Source organism: Coralliovum pocilloporae (assembly GCF_030845175.1).
Lineage (GTDB): Bacteria > Pseudomonadota > Alphaproteobacteria > Rhizobiales > Cohaesibacteraceae > Coralliovum > Coralliovum pocilloporae.
Genome location: NZ_CP132542.1, coordinates 663,269 through 682,547, shown reverse-complemented (window position 1 = coordinate 682,547; position 19,279 = coordinate 663,269). Strand labels below are relative to the sequence as shown.

Here is a 19,279-nt window from a genome sequence, read left to right as displayed (position 1 = left end):
AAACTCTTAAAGCACCGTTACCAATTCAAGTTAGAGATCAGGTGCTTTAGGTCAGTTGTCTGACTCTTGTTACGTTAACAGGCTGATGGCGGATTTATTCGACTGATTGAGGCCCGGATTGTCAGGCAATCACGTTTTTCGGTAGATGAGGGTAAAATTGTTTGCAGGCATCGGTTCTGGTGCTTCCGGTGTAAGGCCCGCTCCGACTGCCAGTCTGTCAAGGTCATCCTGGTCACGGACGCCCCAGTCTGGGTCTGTCTGACGCAGGTTCTGGTCAAACTGCACATTGCTGTCTGATATATGCTGCCCGGCTTTCTTGAACGGGCCATAGATCATCAGAACCCCTCCAGATTTAAGGGCTTTCCCGGCTCCGGAAAACAGGCCTTCAGAAACGGTCCAGGGGGCAATATGCAGAATGTTCATGCCAATGACAGCATCAAGAGGCGGGTAGGGGTGTCCGGCGGCATCGCACCAGTCTTCAGTAGTGATATCCAGCTTATGTGCGGGCCTGATATTAGTGAGGTTGAAGAAAGAGCGCCAGCCATTGATACTGTCAATGTGAAACGGTGCAAGATCTGTAGGCCAGAAAGTACATTCGGGTCTGAGGCGGGCCCAGTTGCAGACATGCTGGCCGGTGCCACTGGCCACTTCAAGCACATGGCTGGCCGCGACTGACACGTGCTTGTCCACCACCGCCTTTACCGGATCACTGTTGCGATGAAAAGACGATGCATCCAGCCGCCCGTCATCCAGTGCTTCGGCTTTTGGTGCTCCAAACTCAACCGGTGTCTCGGCCATCCTGTCCTCCCGTTTTATCCGCCGTTAGACATGGCGTGACGGGGTAGCCGGGTCAAGGGGCGGGGAGGTTGCTTTGCCGGGACAATATTGAAATTGGTCTTTCCCTGATGAACAGAATGAACGAAATTAATAGCTCCTGACCCTAATAGAGTGAAGCGTGGCTTTGCTTCCAGTGCGGAAAGTTTGTGTCCATGAAAGCGGTTCTTTTCGAGACATTCCAGGTTGCTCCAAAGGTTGTGACGGTACCTGACCCGGCACCATCACCTGATGGTGTTGTCGTGAAAGTCGAAGCGACAGGTCTTTGCCGCAGTGACTGGCATGGCTGGATGGGGCACGATCCGGATATTGAACTGCCACACGTGCCCGGACACGAGCTGGCAGGAACAGTGGTTGCCTCGGGCAAGAATGTGTCTCTTTGGCAGGTCGGCGACCGTGTCACCGTGCCATTTGTTGGAGGCTGTGGTACCTGCCCTGAATGCCATGCCGGGCATCAGCAGGTCTGCCACAATCAGTTTCAGCCAGGATTTACGCATTGGGGGTCATTTGCCGAATTTGTCGGTATCCATCATGCTGACCTGAATCTTGTCCGCCTGCCTGAGGAGATGGACTTTGCCACAGCAGCCAGTCTTGGTTGCCGGTTTGCCACCTCTTTTCGTGCGGTTGTTGACCAGGGTCGAGTTTCATCGGGCCAATGGGTGGTTATCCATGGCTGTGGAGGTGTGGGCTTGTCCGCCGTGATGATTGCCAATGCGGCGGGTGCCAATGTTATTGCTGTGGATATTGCCCCGGAGAAACTGGCCCTGGCCAAGGCACTTGGAGCTGTTGCGACGGTCAATGCATCCGAAGAACCCGATGTGCCAGAAGCCGTGATGAGCCTGACAGATGGTGGTGCCCATGTTTCCATCGATGCCCTGGGGCATCCCGTGACCTGTTTCAATTCAGTGCAGAATTTGCGCCGTCGAGGCAAACATGTTCAGGTCGGGCTGATGCTGGGTCAGCACAGCATGCCAAATGTGCCGATGGCGAGGGTTATTGCCTATGAACTTGAAATTCTCGGCAGCCATGGCATGCAGTCACATCGATACGGCGCCATGCTGGATATGGTGCGGACGGGCAAGCTTCAGCCATCCCGTCTTGTAGGGCAGAAAATCAGCCTTGATGAAGCCCCGGGACATCTGGTTCAGATGGATAAGTTCCAGGCGCTCGGTGCAACGGTGATCACGCAATTCAGTTAAGATAATCCGGGCTTGGCGCGTCATCCGGCTGTATCTCACACACAATTGTCTTGTGGTTCAGCGTCTGCTTGCGAACAGTCTGAACTCAGACTGATTGATCGCGACCCAGGTATTTTCATGCGCATTCTGCTCATTCTTCTGGCTTTTGTATCCATCTCCTCCAGTGCAATGGCCTGCGGGCATGATACCCGGTGTGAGGTGCCCGGAGGATATTACCTCGCTGCTGTTCCGGACAACTGGGATCAGAAGACGCCACTGCGCCTGGTGGTTTACTTCCATGGCTGGAACGGTTCCCCGGAAGGAACATTCCGCAACCGTGGCATGGTTCGCGGAGTAACGGACCGTGGCGCTCTGTTTGTCGCGCCTTTTGCGCGCACTGGGTATTGGCGACAGATCGGTCGGGGCAGGGCAGAGAGTGGCCGGGATGAGGCCGCCTATATTCGCGCAGTGATGGATGATGTGCGCCGCCGCTGGCCTATTGATGAGAGCCAGACATTAGCGTCCGGCTTTTCCCGTGGTGCATCCATGGTCTGGAACGTTGCCTGCTATGAAGGGCGTCTGTTCAGAGCTTACGCGCCGATTGCAGGCGGGTTTTGGCGTTCAAATCCTGACACTTGCCCGACAGGGCCGGTCAATCTCCGGCATATCCATGGCCTTGCGGACAAGGTTGTCGCCTATGATGAGATTGGAATCTACAATTCAATGCCAATCCCGGAAGGGTTTGAAATCCTCAGACGCCTGAATAACACCCAGGGTAATGGTCGGTTGGCTGATGCCAGAGATGAAAGACTGACCTGCACCCGTTGGGATAAGAGTGGAACCGGGCGTGTTCTGGAGCTTTGCCTGCATGAACGGGGGCATTCCATTCCTGCGGAATGGGTTGGGCACGGGCTCGACTGGCTCGCAGGGCTGCCGGACGGCTCCTGACCCATACAGCCTTCACCAAATGCTGATGTGCCGTGATTGGAGGTGCTGCAAGAAGGGCGCATAATCATATGCGCTTTACACTATGCAGCAGAGATGGCGGTGCGTTTGTCAGTCGCCTCACGTTCTGCTGGGAAACAAGCAGGCGAAAGGTCCGTCCATGGCATTGGCAAAGAATTTTCAATTCCGTTCCATCTTGTTTGTGGTTCTGGCGATCGTTTCGTTTGTCTGGCTGGGGGCTGTCCGGCCCCATGCAGCGGCTCCGCTGCCCGACTATGTGATTGAGAAGTTTGGCACTCCTCCGACCATTCCGGAAGGCCCCTTGTCCGATAGTCTTCAGGCGGCTGTGAAAACGGCTTTCATTGACAGCATGACCCAATCGGTCTGGGGACGTGATCAGGTTGTTGCTCTTGAGGAGATTGCCGCGTCGAAAGACCCGAGGCTTGTCTGGATCATCAGCGATCTGATGCGGTTTGTGTCCAGTCAGCAGCTTAACGGAGTGCTGACGGATGCGGCGTCCAAACTGTTTGGCAAAACACTGCCTCATGAGAACAACTGGGGTGTTGTGACGGATCATCTCATTGCCTGGGATATTCCCGCACCGCCTGATTACCTTCGCGCAAAACGGGCCGTTTTCACCAGTATTGTGCCCGGTTGGGACAAGATTTTTGTCGAGGGTGATATTGACTGGCGCCTTGTCTCTTGGGGCGGTGTGCTGATTGATGATCGTGCCTATGATACGACTGACAAACCCTGCAATTGTATTCCGGCGGCCGATAATCCTCAGGTAAGCAGTGCAGCAGAGGCCACATGGCTGAAGGATGATGACATTGTCTTCGGCGTTGAGGTAAATGGCGAGTATCGGGCTTATCCGCGCCGGATCATGGAAGTTCGTGAGATGGTCAATGATACGCTTGGTGGCCGTCATCTCGGCATTCCCTATTGCACCCTGTGTGGCGCTGCCCAGGCTTATTTTACAGATCAGCTTCCAGCGGGCATTGACCGTCCGGTTCTTCGGACGTCCGGTCTTCTTATCCGGTCCAACAAGGTGATGTATGACATCAATACGTTTTCAGTATTTGATACGTTCCTTGGTCACGCAGTCACCGGGCCGCTGGCCAAAAAGGGTTTGAAACTACAGCAGGCCAGTGTGGTGACAACAGATTGGGCCACGTGGAAAAAAGAACATCCTGAGACCACGGTTCTGGTTGAAGCTCTGGCACTTGGTCGGGATTTCAATTTCCGCAACAATCGCGATGCGAATGGGCCGATCTTCCCGGTGGGGGATGTGGACCCGCGTCTGCCGGTCCATGAGGATATCATCGGCGTCATCACAGCATCCGGCAAGCCCATAGCCTTTCAGCGCAGCAAGGCTCTGGTGGCGCTGAAGAATGGCGAGAGTATTTCCTATGAGAATATTCGCCTGCAGCTTGCGGCGGGCGGTATCAAGGCTGTGGGATCAGATGGATCTGATCTGGGTAGCCATCAGGCTTTCTGGTTCGCCTGGTCTCAGTTCCATCCAAAAACGGCCCTCTGGCCGGGTTAATCGGCCTTGACCCTGTCCCCTGTACATCGGTGCAGGGGACCGTTTGCCAGAGGAAAGTCCCAGCGGAGAGTCAGTTCTTTACCGGACAGATCCATACCGAGAAAATAGCCGCGGACAGAATCCTCCCCGCACTGCACATGCGCACCGGTAAATAACCCGTCTCCACGTGCCTCAACCGGCCCCCATCTGAGACTGCACCACAGCGTGCCCTGTCGCAGCCAGAGCGGATCAATCCTGAATGGTTCTGACAATACTGTTCCACCGGGCTTGATAGGTGCCCGCGCGCATTGCTTCTCCGTGCCCCATGTTCCGTAAAACGCCGCCCGCTCATCCGCAAGAGCGGGTGATGTGAGCAGAACAAGCAGAAGACCGGTACGAAGAGAGCGCATGGAGCTCTTTTAAAGAGTCACATGGAAGGTGTGCCAATCAATTCACTTTGAATTGCCCTGTCTTACGTCAGAGGCATCCTGTTCATTACAGTGAAATAGCCGTCGAAATATACGGACATGACTGGCTTGATCCGTTTTTCTTGTTACTCTGCAAAAAGCCTGAATCAGGCTGACGTTACTGCAATTGAAGAGTTTCAGATATGGATAAGATAACGCGACCTATTGTTACCCAGATTGAGGATGCGGTGGAATCCATCCCGGGCTGGTCGCCAATTGATCAGCTGTCCATGTTGTTTGCTCTGACCCTCAGCAGTAGCCACCTCGAGGGAGATATTCTGGAGATGGGCTCCTGGTGCGGACGGTCCGCTGTGGCAATTGGGATGGCGGCCCGACTTTCTCCCAATACGCGAGTGTTCTGTGTTGACCTGTTTCCGGAACGCAATGACTGGTTTGCGAATGACGATGGATCTCATTCTTTCAGCGTAGTGCTGGATGGTGTGAAATATGACGCACACCATGAGCAGACTGTCTGGGATGAACCTTTCCAGCGCGACATTGTTCCAGTCTATGATCGCTTTGGCAGCACCTTGAATGCTTTTACAAGTGCGATTGAGGCCAATAATCTGCAGGATGTTGTGCTGCCTTGCCGCGGAACAATGAAGACATTCTCGAAAACTGTGCGGGATGATTTTAAAGTGCGTCTGGCATTCGTTGATGGTGATCACAGCTTTGATGCTGTCAGCCAGGATATCAGAATCATCAATAGTTTCCTCGTGCCCGGTGGCTGGATCTGCTTTGATGATGCCTTCTCATCTTATGAAGGCGTCAATGACGCCATCAAGACCCATATCATCGATAATCCGAACTATGATTGCTGCCAGCAGCTGACACGGAAATTCTTCGTTGCCCGCAAGACCCGTTGATTTTATCCCACCCGTTCCACACAGACCCGGGCAATGCCTGCATTTTTGAAACCGAGTTTGTAGGCTGCGGCACGGGTTACGTCGATGATGCGGTTTTTGACAAAAGGCCCGCGATCATTGATGCGCAGGGTGATGCTGCGGCCGTTTTTCTGATTGGTCACAACCACGCGGCTGCCAAAGGGCAGGGAAGGGTGTGCAGCGGTCAGCCGGTTCGGGTTGGCCATTTCGCCTGATGCGGTTTTGGATGTGAGCTCATACCACGACGCTTTGCCGCATTGCTGTTTAGCGGTTGCAGGCTGGGCCAATGCCAGTGCTGCAACAGCGGCCAGAGGAATGAGTTTGAGTGTTGTGCAAGACAGACCAGTCATAAGAATTCGCCCCTGATTGCGCATTGGTCTGTTTCCCGACTCAATGCCTGATCCTCCCGCGCGTCTCATACAGGGACTTTGCGGCAGAAATCAGGCATCTGTCTCACGTTATGTCCGATTGGTCTTATAGGTTCTCGTTCCGGGTTTGCCACCTGTGCTGCGTCCGCGCTTTTTGGGTGCGGAGCCGCCTTTGGGGATGGCTCGCTCGCTGCCAGGCCCCATCTTGCCAAGTTCGGGCTTGGCTGCCTTTGAGGATTTTGGCAAGTTGCCTGCCTTGCCGTATTTCTGCTGTCCGGCAAAGCTTCCCGCTTTGTCCTCAATGGCTGCCTGCCTGGCCAGTGGATCATCGGCAATGGCCAGTTCTGTGTCCTGCAGACGCTTGAGCTCGTCACGCAGACGGGCCGCTTCCTCGAATTCCAGATTGGCAGCGGCATCCTTCATGCGCTTCTCAAGATCCGCCATGTGGGCCTTGAGATTGTGCCCGGCAACCGCTTTGCTTTCTTCGGCAAGTCCGCGATCAACTGTGACGTGATCCTGCTCATAGACGCTTTCAAGGATGTCGCCGATGTTTTTCCTGACTGAGGCGGGAGTGATGTTGTGGGCGACGTTATAAGCCTGCTGTTTCTCCCGACGGCGGTTGGTTTCCGCAATGGCGCGTTCCATGCTGCCGGTCATGTTGTCAGCATAGAGGATGACCCGGCCATCCACGTTACGGGCGGCGCGGCCGATGGTCTGGACAAGAGAGGTTTCCGAACGCAGGAAGCCTTCCTTGTCCGCGTCCAGAATGGCAACCAGAGAACACTCCGGAATGTCGAGCCCCTCGCGCAGCAGGTTGATGCCCACCAGCACGTCAAAGGTTCCAAGTCGCAGGTCGCGGATGATCTCAATCCGTTCGAGAGTATCAATATCGGAATGCATATAGCGCACACGGACACCATGCTCGTGCAGATATTCGGTCAGGTCTTCGGCCATGCGCTTGGTGAGCGTGGTCACCAGAACCCGATTGCCTTTCTGGGCTACTTCGCGGACTTCGCCCAGAAGGTCTTCGACCTGGCTGGAAGCGGGCCGGATATCGATATCCGGATCAGTCAGGCCGGTTGGCCGGATGACCTGTTCGGCGAAGACGCCACCGGTTTCTTCCAGCTCCCAGCCGCCGGGGGTCGCGGATACGAAAACCGATTGGGGGCGCATGGCGTCCCATTCCTCAAACCGCAAAGGCCTGTTGTCCATGCAGGACGGCAGGCGGAAGCCGTACTCCGCCAGCGTCGCCTTCCGCCGGAAGTCGCCTCGATACATGCCACCCAGCTGACCGATGGTCACATGGCTCTCATCGACAAAGACCAGAGCATCGTCTGGAAGATATTCGAACAGAGTGGGGGGCGGTTCGCCCGGCTTGCGGCCTGTGAGGTAGCGGGAATAGTTCTCAATGCCAGCGCAGGCACCGGTCGCTTCCATCATTTCCAGATCAAAACGGCAACGCTGTTCCAGCCGCTGGGCTTCCAGAAGGCGGCCATGAGCATAGAGCTCTTCAAGACGGATAGAGAGCTCAGCCTTGATTGATTTGATAGCCTGCTGCAGGGTCGGCTTTGGCGTTACGTAGTGCGAATTGGCGTAAATCTTCACCAATTGCATCTCGCCGCTTTTCTTGCCCGTAAGCGGATCGAACTCGGTGATATCCTCCACTTCATCGCCGAACAGGGATACACGCCAGGCCCGATCTTCATAGTGGGCCGGGAAAATCTCAATCGTATCCCCACGCACCCGGAATGTGCCGCGCTGGAAGGCCGCATCAGAGCGTTTGTATTGCAGGGCCACCAGGTCGGCAATCAACTGCCGCTGGTCGAGCTGCTCGCCGACCTCAATGGAAAAGGTCATGGCGGTGTAGGTTTCGACCGATCCGATACCATAGATGCAGGATACTGACGCGACGATGATTACATCGTCCCGCTCGAGAAGAGCACGGGTGGCCGAGTGGCGCATACGGTCAATCTGCTCATTAACCGTTGCCTCTTTTTCGATGAATGTATCAGAGCGGGGCACATAGGCCTCCGGCTGATAATAGTCGTAATAGGAGACAAAATATTCAACGGCATTGTCCGGGAAAAAGGACTTGAACTCTCCATAGAGCTGCGCGGCCAGAGTCTTGTTTGGGGCGAGAATGAGCGCCGGACGCTGGGTGTGATTGATCACCTGCGCCATGGTGAAGGTCTTGCCCGACCCGGTAACGCCAAGAAGAACCTGGGAGGCTTCGCCATTGTTCACGCCTTCCACCAGTTCTTCGATGGCTTGTGGCTGGTCGCCTCTCGGATCAAACTCCGATGCCAGCTTGAACTGGACGCCACCTTCGGATTTCTCGGGGCGTGGCGGGCGATGCGGGACCCAGGGCTGGTCATCTGCAAAGAGAGGCCTGCCGCGTTCAATCAGCGTTTCGAGGGCGGAAACCGTTGCGGTCACGCCAGCACGTGGCGCGGCACCCTGCATCGCATCTTCATAAGAGATGTCGAGCCCGGCAACCGGGTTCAGACCTGTTGCGACGCGTTCCTTGGCGGCTGACTTTTTCCGTGTCTTTGTCTTTTCCTGTGCCTTGGGTGCAGGCCTGGCTGCTTCCTCTGAGATCTCGTTCGCCCAGTCGGCAATCGAGCCCGAGAGTGGAGCGCTGTCGACGACAAAACCGGCCTGTGGAGTTTCACCGAAACCGCCAGCCTGACTTTCGTCCTGTTGCTCTGTCTTGCGCTTCTTGCTCATCTGCTGTTCCGGCGGATCTTAATGACTCAGTGCGACTTTTAACGATTCTGGTTTCAGAAACGGCTTCAGCTTATCCTGTTTGGCAGGTTTGAGGTAGATTGGTTTCGGTTAATTGCAAGGCTGTTTGCACAAAAGGGCTGGATGCCTGTTAACGTCTGATCCTGATTGGTTGTAATGCTAATGCGCAGTTTTTCGGGCTTGTTTCGACTGTTGTCTGCGACGTGTGTTGTATTTGAGTATTTCATCAACTTCTAATGTTAAATTCTGATTTAGACTCCATTTACCAAGAAAGATGAGTGAGGCATTTTGTTACCTCTTTTCTGTAACGTTTAACGTTTTGGTCTGCTTTCAAGCCTAATGTTTCGAGCAGGTTAGGCAGGAGTTGCACATGTCGGCGCGATCTCGCATCGGTCAGAAGGATAGCAGCAACGTTGTCTCTCTTCCCGGGTCTGAGAATGGCGCGCGAGAGAGACAAGCCCTTTCTGCTCGCTTGCGTCTGCTTGAAGATTCCGTCATCCCTGTCTGGGTCTTCGATATTGATAAAGGCCATGTCTGCTGGACAAATGACAAGGCCCTCACTTTATGGAATGCGGAAACCAGAGAAGATCTGCTTGCCCGGGATATGGGCAGCGAGATGTCTCCAACGGTGTCCCGTCGCCTGAAGCAATATCAGCAGGATTTCCATGATGGGGCGACGTTCAGCGAGTTGTGGACCCTGTATCCTGGTGGCGAGCCGGTAACTGTCCGCTGCATGTTCCGTGGAGTTCTGCTGGATGATGGTCGCATGGCCATGTTGTGTGAGGCTATTGCCGAGGACAGCCAGACACCAGATGTTCTGCGCAGCGCCCAGGCGCTTCTGCATACCCGGGCCATGATTTCGCTCTTTGATGAGCATGGAGAGCTTCTCTACGAGAACCCGGCTGCACGCCAGTCCAGAGCTGACAACACCAAGACACTTACCAGCAGACTGATCAGGTCGTCCGACAAACGCGGGCTGACCAGCGCGCTGAAGCGACGGGGAGAGCGATGCTTCTCCGCGCGTGTCCAGACAACAGATGGTGTCCGGACGCACGAAATTGACGCTCGAATGAGCCGCGATTCCGTAACGGGTGAGCCGGCCATTCTGGTAACGGAAGTGGATGTGACCGAGCGTGAAGCTGCAGAGCAGAAGATCGCCTATCTGGCTCATCATGACATTCTTACCGGCCTTTATAACAGGACATATCTGACCCAGGAAATGAACGCCATTCTTGACCGGGCAGATGAGGATCAGAAGAAGGTTGCGCTTCTTTTCATCGATCTGGATCGCTTCAAGCACATCAACGATTCTCTGGGGCATGCGGTTGGCGATGAACTGCTGGTGATGGTCTCCCGTCGCCTGAGATCCTGTGTCCGGAAGACCGATGTTCTGGCACGTCTCGGTGGCGATGAGTTTGTTGTCCTGCTGACAGATATTGATGAGCACAGCAATGCGTCCCAGGTCGCGAACAGTATTCTTGCTGCATTGGCGCGTCCAATGACCATCGGAGAACGAGACCTTCAGGTGACGCCCAGCATTGGTATCAGCCTTTACCCCAATGACGGCGAAAATATTGATGAAATGCTGAAGAATGCTGACCTGGCCATGTATGAATCCAAGGATGGCGGCCGGAACCAGTACAGCTTCTTCGCGCCTTATATGAATGAACAGGCCGAGAGCCGGCTTGAGCTTGAATCATCGCTGCGCAAGGCCGTCGATAATGGTGAATTTGAGCTGTTCTATCAGCCGCGTGTCTCTGTCGCCGAAAACAAGATTGTTGGTGCCGAAGCGCTGATCCGCTGGCGTCATCCGGAGCTGGGAATCCGGCAGCCGGGAGAGTTTATTGCCGTTGCCGAGGAAACCGGCCTGATTGAGCCGATCGGTGAGTGGGTGATGGAGAATGCAGCGATACAGCAGCGGATCTGGCATGCGCTGGGGCATGATATCACCGTATCCGTCAACCTGTCGCCGCGGCAGTTTCACAGCAAGGAGCTTATTCCGGCCATCCGCCGTCTTGCGAACATGACGGATTGTGATCCTTCAAGGTTTGAGCTTGAAATCACGGAATCCATGCTGATGGGTGACAATGAGCAGCTGATCAAGGAACTGAAGCACATTGAGGCAATGGGTTTCCAGCTTGCCATTGATGACTTTGGCACCGGTTATTCCAATCTGGGATATCTGCAGCGCTATCCGATCAGCTGCCTGAAGATTGACCGCTCATTTATGCAGGATCCCGATCTGGAAGCGATTGCCGGTGTTATTATCAACATGTGCCAGCTGCTTGATGTTAAGATCGTGGCTGAAGGTGTTGAACGTGAAAGTCAGCTTCAATGGCTGGCGGAGCGGGGCTGTCATGAATATCAGGGCTATCTGTTCAGCCCGCCACTCCCCGTTCAGGAGTTTGAGAAACGGATGGTGGTCCAGCCGGTACCTGGCGGCACTTTCCTGATCAGCTAACGCGAGTGACGGGTATTATGAGGCCTCACGGAATTTGGACTGCCTCGGGATAGAACAAACGAGCTTCCGGTTTTATTCATTCAAACCTATGCCAGAATATGTGTTGAACGTTTGAAGCTCTTTTCCGGAAAACTTCCGTATAATCCTCGTCAAGTTCATTTGGAGGATATGTTATGAAAACTGCCTTGTTGAGATCTGCCGTTATTGCCGGAATGGCAGTGACATTCATGCCTTACTCGATTGTCTCTGCAAATGCTGCGGGTGAAAGCACGTTTGTTCAGCCGAAGCCGAAAGCGACAAAAGCAAAGAAGAAGTCCTGTAAACGGGGACATGTTTATTCCAAACGCCTGAAAAAATGTGTGCGCAAGACATCCAGTGTCATTCAGGATGAAGACAAGTACTGGACCGGCGCGCGCCTGGCCAAGAACGGCGATTATCGCGAAGCGATTGCTGTTCTGCAGACCGTGTCTAACCAGGATGACCCGCGGGTCCTGAACTATATGGGCTATGCAAACCGGAAGCTTGGTCGTTTTGATGTTGGGCTGAGCTACTACCACAAAGCGCTTTCCATTGATCCGAACTATACGCTGACACGGGCCTATCTTGGTGAGGCTTATGTACATCTCGGGAAGATGGATCTTGCTAAGGAGCAGCTCCGTGAGATTGAGAAGCGTGTTGGTTCCGATACCTACGAATATCGTGAGCTTGACCGGTTCATCCGCAACGCTGCATAAGTTGCCTTTGGCGCAAAGCCACGGATTGGATTTGAGAAAGCCCCGACAATTTGTCGGGGCTTTTCTCTTTTTTCGGCCTTAGGGTTCTGAACCCTAGCGCTTGGGGCTCAGGCGGATAATTGCGCCATCATCGTCATCTATCAGAAGGTAGACCAGTCCGTCGGGCCCCTGTCGCACATCCCGAATGCGGCCAAAGCGACGTTTCAGGATGCGCTCTTCATGGACGACGCGTGATCCGTTCAGCTTCAGCCTTACCAGCATCCGGTCCTTGAGGGCGCCGACGAGAATGTTGCCCTGCCATTTCTTGAAAGCCGTGCCATCATAATAGGCGAGGCCGGATGGGGCGATGGATGGATCCCAGTAATAGAGAGGTTGCTCCAGCCCGGATTTCCGCTTTCCTTCTCCGATTGGAAGACCGGAATAGTGTCTGCCATAGGAAATCACGGGCCATCCATAGTTGAGACCCTTTCTCGGCCTGTTGATTTCATCCCCGCCGCGCGCGCCATGCTCAACGGTCCAGAGGGCGTTTTCTCCCTTGTGCCATGTGGCACCTTGTGGATTGCGATGACCGATTGACCAGATTTCAGGCGCGCCATCTCTGCCATCTGCAAAAGGGTTGTCTTTGGGAACTGATCCGTCCCGGTTCAGCCGAATAACAGATCCTGCATGATCGCGTGGGTCCTGGGCACGTGGTCTGTCTCCTCTGTCGCCGATTGTGAGGAACAGGGTTCCGTCCGGCGCGAAGACGATCCGGGAACCGAAATGCCGTCTGGTCCGTGTTTTCCTGTTCTGGGAAAACAGCACTGTGGCTTCGGTCAGATGAGGTGTGGGTGACAGGTTCAGTCTGGCTCGCCCCAGGGCCGTGCCGAAGGAGCGTCTGTCCTTTGAAGGCTCCGAAAAGGTGAAATAGATGTGACGTGTCTGATTGAAATCGGGCGCGACGGCGACATCCAGCAATCCGCCTTGACCGCCATCCGCTATCCTTGGCAAGCCTTTGAGAGGCGCTGACACCACGCCGTTCTTTACATGGCGCAGACGGCCACGGCGTTCTGTAACCAGCATGGATTGATCCGGCAAAAACGCCAGACCCCAGGGGTGGTCAAGGTTGTCGGCAATCTTGTCTGCGATCAGTGTGTAGTCTTCCGTTTTGATTTCAACACCGGCGGCCCGCGCTGGAAGAGCTGTGAACAATGTCGACAGAACCGACGTCGACAGGGCCAATGCCGTGACCGCTGCGTATCTGGCTATCATGACCGTATTTCCTCCTTCGGAAAGCGCTTTTGTGCCCCAGTAGAGGGTGTTCCCAGTTTGTGGTGATCGCAAGTCACAATCATTTTGATTGGTATGCCGAATGCCTGTGGTTGTATGCCCCTCTTTGTCGAATCGCGAAAAAGGGAGTAGTCTTTCATCCATGGCGCTGTCATTTGGCGAAACTCTGGACGGTTTGGATCGCGGCGAAGAAAGCGGCTTCGAGACGTTTTCCGCCCACTGGTCTCTTTTTGTGCCATCCGTCCTGATCGTGACGGCCTATCTCCTCTTATGGTTCGTTCTGGACGACAAGACCAACAATCATGGACTGGCGCGTCTGGCACTTGTCGTGGTGTTGATTGGCGGTCCTTTTCTGTTTCTTCATGCATTTTTGCGCTATCAGACCAACCGGGTTGCTCTGGGGGAAGACAGCTGTGTTATCCGACGGATACTGGATGGTATTGACGGTATCACCATTCCCTATACGGATATCGAGGATGTTCGGTTTGCGCATGGATTTGTGGCGCTGCCGAAAGATGCAGGCGCTGTGGTCATCACGCTTCGGTCTGGCTTGCGCTATGTGGTGTCGGATATCCGGCAGGGCGCGCAGGTCTGTGAGCGACTGAGACTGGAAGTCGCCAGGCGCTGAAAAAGAAAGGGAGGCAAATCGCCTCCCTCGTTCATTCTTCTGAATTCTGATCAGGGCAGTTTAGGCTGCTTTCAGCAGATCCTGCATGATTTCAGGCATAGAGATATAGTTTGGCGTCTCTGCAACGCGTGCCATCCAGGCCTGAATGTGCGGATACTGATCCATGTCGAACTCGCCTTCATGTGCGACATGTGTGTATCCATAGAGCGAGATATCAGCGATTGAGTATTTCTCGCCAGCCAGCCAATCGTGCTTTGCCAGATAATTGTTCATGATGCCGAGGGCCTTGTTGCCCTTCTGCTGCCATTCCGCAATACGGTCTTTGTTTGCTTCGCGCAGCTCGGGAAGAATAGCGATCATGAAACGGGCCGGACTGATATTCGGCTCGTGGCTTGACTGTTCCCAGAGCATCCATTCGAACATCTTGATGCGGTCGAAATGACTTTCCGGCGTCAGATGCGTCCCATGGGCCAGATGCTGCAGCATGGCGTTCGACTCGCCGATGGTCTCACCATTTTCCAGCGACAGGAAGGGCACCTTGCCATTCGGATTGATAGCCAGATAGGCCTCTGATTTGGTCTCACCCTTCAGGACGTCAATATTTTTGACGGTAAAGGGAATGCCGATCTGGTGCATCAAGAGCTGTACTTTGTAGCAATTTCCAGATCCGTATGTCGCGTAAAGCTTATGCATTGATTGCCCCCAATCTATTGTCTTGCTTATTCGCTGTCAGCCATTTGTCTTTCTCTTGTATTTATATCTCAGAAAAACTAATATAATGTTTCTTCTATTTTGAGTGTTTTGCTCGTAATTCTTGTATCGTTGTTTAATATTATTTTTACTATGATTTTTATTTGGTGGCTTGGGTTTTGGCTGGAGTGACACAGGGTGAAATTTTGTGCCAGCTGAGCTGCAGGGATTATAAATCCGACCAATGTCTCAGCATAGACCTTGCATTCTCGGCTGCCGAGGCCTAGGTTCGCGCCGCGTTTTTCCTCGCTACACAAAAGATCGCAGGAGATAACCCATGGGGTTTATTGCCGACTCTCTGTCCAGAGTTAAACCGTCCGCTACCATTGCAGTATCCAACAAGGCGCGTGAGCTGAAAGCCAGCGGCCGCGACGTTATTGGCCTTGGTGCTGGTGAGCCTGATTTCGATACGCCGGATAATATCAAGAAGGCCGCTATTGAAGCGATCGAGCGCGGTGAGACCAAGTATACTGCGGTCGATGGTATTCCAGAACTGAAACAGGCGATCGCTGACAAGTTCAAGCGTGAGAACGGTCTCGATTACGATCCGGCTCAGTGCTTTGTGGCGCCTGGTGGCAAGCCGATCATCTACAATGCTTTTGCAGCGACGCTTAATCCGGGTGATGAGGTTCTCATCCCGGCACCTTACTGGGTATCCTATCCGGATATGGCGCTTCTCTGTGGTGGCGAGCCTGTTTTTGTTGGTGCGACCATGGACGATGGTTTCAAACTGCGTCCGGAAGCGCTTGATGCTGCGATTACGGAAAAGACCAAGTGGTTTGTGTTCAACTCGCCATCCAACCCGAGTGGTGCTGCCTATTCCCGCGATGAGCTGAAGGCACTCACGGATGTTCTGATGAAGCATCCGCATGTCTGGATCCTGTCTGACGATATGTATGAGCACCTTGTCTACGATGATTTCGAGTTTGTGACACCTGCCCAGGTTGAGCCAGGCCTCAAGGACCGGACACTGACCATGAATGGTGTGTCCAAGGCCTACGCGATGACCGGCTGGCGCATCGGCTATGCGGCCGGGCCTGTAGAGCTGATCAATGCGATGCGTAAGGTTCAGTCTCAGACCACGTCCAACCCGACATCCATAGCCCAGTGGGCTGCTGTTGAAGCGCTGAATGGCACGCAGGACTTCATTTCTGAGCGGGCTGCCGTCTTCAAGGAACGCCGTGATCTGGTCGTTTCCATGCTCAACCAGGCCACAGGTCTCGTATGTCCGACCCCTGAAGGGGCGTTCTACGTGTTCCCATCCTGTGCTGGCTGTATGGGCAAGACCACACCGTCCGGCAAGGTGCTTGAGACTGACGAAGACTTCGTTACGGAATTGCTGGAAGCGGAAGGTGTTGCTGTTGTTCAGGGCTCTGCCTTTGGTCTTGGACCAAACTTCCGGATCTCCTATGCGACTTCAACGGAAGCACTGGAAGAATCCTGCGAACGCATCCAGCGGTTCTGTGCCAGCCTGACATAAGCGATATCGTTTGCATTGCTGACTTTATGAGCCGTCGCAGAGTCTGCGGCGGCTTTTTTATGTCACGAGGCTTTCACGCAGTGATGATGAGAGCTGATTGGCACGTGTGATCAAGGCCCCACATATCCAGTTTACGTAAACGGGAGCACTTTGCTTCTGTTGGCCAGTCTGGAGAAAGATCATGAAAAAGATTCTTGGAACTGCACTTGTCGCGGCCTCTCTGATGTCCGGTGTTGCTCCGGCAACTGCCGCGAGCCCGGTTGAAATCGGCAACCTCAGCTGTTCTGCATCTGAAAGCTCAGGCATTATCGTGATCAGCAGCCGGTCTCTGAACTGCACATTCCAGTCGATTGATGGCACGGTTGAGCATTATTCCGGGTCGCTCGACAAATATGGTCTGGACCTGAGCTCGGGCGCGACCGGTGAGCTGGCCTGGATTGTTCTCGCACCAACGGTTGCGTCAAATGGTGGAGCTCTTGAAGGGCGTTATCTGGGAGCCGCTGCAGAAGTGACTGCTGGTGTCGGAGCCGGAGCCAATGTGTTTGTCGGCGGATTTGACCAGTCCGTTACGTTGCAGCCCGTCAGTGTACAGGTGCAGACCGGTCTTAGCCTTGCTGCCGGTGCAGCCGAGCTCAACCTGAGACATAGCGGGCGCTAATGACCGGTGTCGAACAGAACATAAAGGGCACGTCCGTGGGGCGTGCCTTTTGCTTTGATGGTGCGACAATCCGCCGGTTCAGAAACGTCTGATCTATTGCGTTGCAACACGTGTTTTCCTTGCATCACCCTTCTGAAAGCAGTCTCATGTTTGAGACGGGTTTGCTGAAAGCTCAGATCCCCCGCCGTGTTTACGGTTGTGACCGTTGGAACATATCAGGAACAGGAGGCAAAGATGGAAAACCACCATGGCAGAGTATCCGGGCCCCGCGCGATTGCGATTATGGGGCCGTTCGGCAGTGGAAAGACAACGCTCCTGGAGGCCATCCTGGAGCGTTGTGGCGTTTTGGAGCGTATGGGCAGTGTGGATGCGGGCTCCAGCGTTGGCGATGGCTCGCCTGAGGCGCGGGCACACAATATGAGCGTCGAGACCAATATTGCCCAGGCGACGTTTATGGGGGATCGCTATACCTTCCTGGATTGTCCGGGCTCAGTTGAGTTTGCCGGAGAAGCCGCTGGTATTTCTGGTGCGGTCGACCTCGCCATTGTCTGTTGTGAGGCGGATGAGCGAAAGGTGCCTGCACTTCAGCTTATTCTGAAGTCCCTTGAAGATAGGGCAATTCCCCATATGCTGTTTCTGAACAAGACGGACAAGGTCGCTATGCCGGTCCGTGATGTTCTGTCCCTGCTGCAGCCTGCCAGTGCGCGGCCCTTTGTTCTGCGGCAGATTCCCATCTGGCAGAATGATGTGATCACCGGATTTATCGACCTTGCTCTGGAACGGGCCCATGTGTTCCGGGAGCACGCGCCAAGTGAAGTCATTGATATGTCGGACGCGGACAAGGTCCGTGAAGCTGAGGCCCGGTTCTCGATGCTTGAGACCCTGGCGGATTATGATGACACCCTGATGGAGACCCTGCTTGAGGATGAAGAGCCTGACCTGGCCACGGTGTTTGGCGACCTGACAGACGAAATGCAAAGCGGCCAGATTTGCCCGGTCTTCATGGGTTCTGCCAGCCATGGCAATGGTATTCTGCGTCTGCTGAAGTCTCTGCGCCATGAAGCTCCCGCTGTCGAAAGTCTTGTCACCCGGTTGGGTGGGGAAGCCAGTGGAACCAGTGTTCAGATCCTCAAGAGTATTCACACCTCGCATGGCGGCAAGATTTCTGTTGCCCGTGTTCTCGCTGGTGAGGTGAGTGACGGGACAGAGCTTTTGACATCAGATGGAGATGGCGGTCGGGTTTCCGGCATCTTTGATATCCAGGGGCAGAAAGCGACAAAGCGCGGAGTGGCCCAGGCTGGTGAGGTCATCGGACTTGGAAAGCTTGATGTTGGAGGGGCCGGTGCGACCCTGTCTTCAGAAAAGGCCGGTGGTGTGCAGCTTGGGACACTTGATATTCCCAAACCCGTGCTGTCGCTTGCGGTGGCTCCTGTTGAACGCAAGGACGAGGTCAAGCTGTCCAGTGTTCTTCAGAAGATTGTTGAGGAAGATATCTCTCTGTCTGTCTGTCAGGTGCAGGAAACCGGTGAAACTCTTCTTGAAGGGCAGGGTGAAATGCATCTGCGTGTTGCCGTTGAACGGTTGACAGGCAAATACGGGATTGATGTAACCTCGCATGCCCCGAGCGTGCCTTACAGGGAAACCATCCGCAAATCGATCAGCCAGCGCGGCAAGCACAAGAAGCAGTCCGGTGGTCATGGGCAGTTTGGCGACGTGTTGCTGGATATCCGTCCGCAGCCGCGTGGAACGGGATTTGAGTTTACCCAGAACATTACTGGTGGTGCGGTTCCCAAACAGTATTTCTCGGCTGTTGAAAACGGGGTCGAGGAAAGTCTGAAGAAAGGTCCGCTTGGCTTCCAGGTTGTTGACGTGGCGGTCAATCTCTCTGACGGGTCCTATCATTCGGTGGATTCATCGGACCAGGCTTTCAAAATGGCAGCGCAGCTGGCCATCCGGGAAGGTCTGGCGGAGTGTTCGCCTGTTCTCCTGGAACCGATGGTGCATGTTGATATCTCTTGTCCGAACAGTGACACGCCGAAAATCAATGCGATCGTGTCCTCACACCGTGGTCAGCTACTGGGCTTTGACGGCAAAGATGGCTGGGCCGGTTGGGATGTGGTTGAAGCAATCATGCCGGAGAATGAGGTTCGGAACCTGATTGTTGAGATCCGGTCTGCCACGGCAGGGGCGGGGTCTTTCACCACCCGTTTTGATCATCTTGCTGAATTGACCGGCAAGGCGGCTGATGCGGTGCTGGCCCAGCGGGACAGTGAGGCAGCCTGATGAGACACCACATCCAGGGCACGTTGTCTCCTGGATGTGTTGTCATGGCCGGATCGTGTCAGCCCTGATA

General features: G+C 54.4%; 16 protein-coding genes. 10 read left to right on the top strand and 6 right to left on the bottom strand.

All coding sequences use genetic code 11. The features are described from left to right. Positions 1-129: 129 nt before the first annotated feature. Positions 130-798 carry a DUF938 domain-containing protein gene (locus RA157_RS03195; RefSeq protein ID WP_350335035.1) on the bottom strand — a complete coding sequence of 223 codons (669 nt, stop codon included), beginning with the start codon at positions 796-798 and terminating at the stop codon, positions 130-132. A gap of 191 nt (positions 799-989) precedes the next feature. Between RA157_RS03195 and RA157_RS03190 the strand changes: the two genes are divergently transcribed. The 3 genes from RA157_RS03190 to RA157_RS03180 all read left to right on the top strand — a co-directional run bounded on the left by RA157_RS03190 (position 990) and on the right by RA157_RS03180 (position 4,503). Next, positions 990-2,033: a zinc-dependent alcohol dehydrogenase family protein gene (locus RA157_RS03190; RefSeq protein WP_350335034.1), complete on the top strand. Its 1,044-nt coding sequence runs from the start codon at positions 990-992 to the stop codon at positions 2,031-2,033. 117 nt (positions 2,034-2,150) lie between these two features. Then, complete coding sequence (locus RA157_RS03185) at positions 2,151-2,960, top strand: CE1 family esterase (protein WP_350335033.1); 810 nt, start codon at positions 2,151-2,153, stop codon at positions 2,958-2,960. Positions 2,961-3,117: 157 nt separating this feature from the next. Continuing rightward, on the top strand, positions 3,118-4,503 hold the full coding sequence (locus RA157_RS03180; protein WP_350335032.1) for a DUF3179 domain-containing (seleno)protein: 1,386 nt from the start codon (positions 3,118-3,120) through the stop codon (positions 4,501-4,503). Here the strand turns inward: RA157_RS03180 and RA157_RS03175 are convergent. Further along, complete coding sequence (locus RA157_RS03175) at positions 4,500-4,892, bottom strand: hypothetical protein (RefSeq protein WP_350335031.1); 393 nt, start codon at positions 4,890-4,892, stop codon at positions 4,500-4,502. The genes RA157_RS03180 and RA157_RS03175 overlap by 4 nt on opposite strands. A gap of 200 nt (positions 4,893-5,092) precedes the next feature. Here RA157_RS03175 and RA157_RS03170 point away from each other — a divergent pair, with 200 nt between their 5' ends. Then, complete coding sequence (locus RA157_RS03170; RefSeq protein WP_350335030.1) at positions 5,093-5,815, top strand: class I SAM-dependent methyltransferase; 723 nt, start codon at positions 5,093-5,095, stop codon at positions 5,813-5,815. A 2-nt stretch (positions 5,816-5,817) separates the two neighbouring features. Here the strand turns inward: RA157_RS03170 and RA157_RS03165 are convergent, their stop codons facing one another. Next, positions 5,818-6,183 (bottom strand): septal ring lytic transglycosylase RlpA family protein, encoded by a 366-nt coding sequence (locus tag RA157_RS03165; RefSeq protein ID WP_350335029.1) that lies wholly within the window; start codon positions 6,181-6,183, stop codon positions 5,818-5,820. 108 nt (positions 6,184-6,291) lie between these two features. Then, the gene (gene uvrB / locus RA157_RS03160; RefSeq protein WP_350335028.1) at positions 6,292-8,928 is read right to left on the bottom strand and encodes an excinuclease ABC subunit UvrB; all 2,637 of its coding nucleotides are present in this window, start codon (positions 8,926-8,928) and stop codon (positions 6,292-6,294) included. Positions 8,929-9,316: 388 nt separating this feature from the next. On the opposite strand from uvrB, the gene RA157_RS03155 reads away from it, so the two are divergent. Both RA157_RS03155 and RA157_RS03150 read left to right on the top strand, forming a co-directional pair. Beyond that, positions 9,317-11,407, top strand: coding sequence for a putative bifunctional diguanylate cyclase/phosphodiesterase (locus RA157_RS03155; protein ID WP_350335027.1), 2,091 nt, complete (start codon positions 9,317-9,319; stop codon positions 11,405-11,407). 173 nt (positions 11,408-11,580) lie between these two features. Then, the gene (locus RA157_RS03150; protein WP_350335026.1) at positions 11,581-12,141 is read left to right on the top strand and encodes a tetratricopeptide repeat protein; all 561 of its coding nucleotides are present in this window, start codon (positions 11,581-11,583) and stop codon (positions 12,139-12,141) included. 93 nt (positions 12,142-12,234) lie between these two features. Here RA157_RS03150 and RA157_RS03145 read toward each other — a convergent pair whose 3' ends face one another. Beyond that, positions 12,235-13,392, bottom strand: coding sequence for a PQQ-dependent sugar dehydrogenase (locus RA157_RS03145; RefSeq protein ID WP_350335025.1), 1,158 nt, complete (start codon positions 13,390-13,392; stop codon positions 12,235-12,237). Between the two features lie 160 nt (positions 13,393-13,552). Between RA157_RS03145 and RA157_RS03140 the strand changes: the two genes are divergently transcribed. Further along, positions 13,553-14,038 carry a PH domain-containing protein gene (locus RA157_RS03140; RefSeq protein ID WP_350335024.1) on the top strand — a complete coding sequence of 162 codons (486 nt, stop codon included), beginning with the start codon at positions 13,553-13,555 and terminating at the stop codon, positions 14,036-14,038. A gap of 60 nt (positions 14,039-14,098) precedes the next feature. Here RA157_RS03140 and RA157_RS03135 read toward each other — a convergent pair whose 3' ends face one another. After that, positions 14,099-14,731: a glutathione S-transferase family protein gene (locus RA157_RS03135; protein WP_350335023.1), complete on the bottom strand. Its 633-nt coding sequence runs from the start codon at positions 14,729-14,731 to the stop codon at positions 14,099-14,101. Positions 14,732-15,065: 334 nt separating this feature from the next. Here RA157_RS03135 and RA157_RS03130 point away from each other — a divergent pair, with 334 nt between their 5' ends. From RA157_RS03130 to RA157_RS03120, 3 genes are all read left to right on the top strand, one after another. Next, a complete protein-coding gene (locus RA157_RS03130; protein WP_350335022.1) occupies positions 15,066-16,268 on the top strand; it encodes a pyridoxal phosphate-dependent aminotransferase in 1,203 nt (400 codons plus the stop codon). A 181-nt stretch (positions 16,269-16,449) separates the two neighbouring features. Beyond that, on the top strand, positions 16,450-16,926 hold the full coding sequence (locus RA157_RS03125) for a DUF992 domain-containing protein (RefSeq protein ID WP_350335021.1): 477 nt from the start codon (positions 16,450-16,452) through the stop codon (positions 16,924-16,926). 234 nt (positions 16,927-17,160) lie between these two features. Further along, a complete protein-coding gene (locus RA157_RS03120) occupies positions 17,161-19,209 on the top strand; it encodes an elongation factor G (protein ID WP_350335020.1) in 2,049 nt (682 codons plus the stop codon). The last annotated feature ends 70 nt before the right edge of the window (positions 19,210-19,279 follow it).

Bases quoted from the DNA above. Each gene is read 5' to 3' on its own strand.
- RA157_RS03190 (WP_350335034.1), top strand. From the start codon at position 990: ATGAAAGCGGTTCTTTTCGAGACATTCCAGGTTGCTCCAAAGGTTGTG.
- RA157_RS03195 (WP_350335035.1), bottom strand. From the start codon at position 798: ATGGCCGAGACACCGGTTGAGTTTGGAGCACCAAAAGCCGAAGCACTG.
- RA157_RS03125 (WP_350335021.1), top strand. From the start codon at position 16,450: ATGAAAAAGATTCTTGGAACTGCACTTGTCGCGGCCTCTCTGATGTCC.
- RA157_RS03140 (WP_350335024.1), top strand. From the start codon at position 13,553: ATGGCGCTGTCATTTGGCGAAACTCTGGACGGTTTGGATCGCGGCGAA.
- RA157_RS03175 (WP_350335031.1), bottom strand. From the start codon at position 4,892: ATGCGCTCTCTTCGTACCGGTCTTCTGCTTGTTCTGCTCACATCACCC.
- RA157_RS03150 (WP_350335026.1), top strand. From the start codon at position 11,581: ATGAAAACTGCCTTGTTGAGATCTGCCGTTATTGCCGGAATGGCAGTG.
- RA157_RS03170 (WP_350335030.1), top strand. From the start codon at position 5,093: ATGGATAAGATAACGCGACCTATTGTTACCCAGATTGAGGATGCGGTG.
- RA157_RS03180 (WP_350335032.1), top strand. From the start codon at position 3,118: ATGGCATTGGCAAAGAATTTTCAATTCCGTTCCATCTTGTTTGTGGTT.
- RA157_RS03185 (WP_350335033.1), top strand. From the start codon at position 2,151: ATGCGCATTCTGCTCATTCTTCTGGCTTTTGTATCCATCTCCTCCAGT.
- uvrB (WP_350335028.1), bottom strand. From the start codon at position 8,928: ATGAGCAAGAAGCGCAAGACAGAGCAACAGGACGAAAGTCAGGCTGGC.
- RA157_RS03165 (WP_350335029.1), bottom strand. From the start codon at position 6,183: ATGACTGGTCTGTCTTGCACAACACTCAAACTCATTCCTCTGGCCGCT.
- RA157_RS03145 (WP_350335025.1), bottom strand. From the start codon at position 13,392: ATGATAGCCAGATACGCAGCGGTCACGGCATTGGCCCTGTCGACGTCG.
- RA157_RS03120 (WP_350335020.1), top strand. From the start codon at position 17,161: ATGGAAAACCACCATGGCAGAGTATCCGGGCCCCGCGCGATTGCGATT.
- RA157_RS03155 (WP_350335027.1), top strand. From the start codon at position 9,317: ATGTCGGCGCGATCTCGCATCGGTCAGAAGGATAGCAGCAACGTTGTC.
- RA157_RS03130 (WP_350335022.1), top strand. From the start codon at position 15,066: ATGGGGTTTATTGCCGACTCTCTGTCCAGAGTTAAACCGTCCGCTACC.
- RA157_RS03135 (WP_350335023.1), bottom strand. From the start codon at position 14,731: ATGCATAAGCTTTACGCGACATACGGATCTGGAAATTGCTACAAAGTA.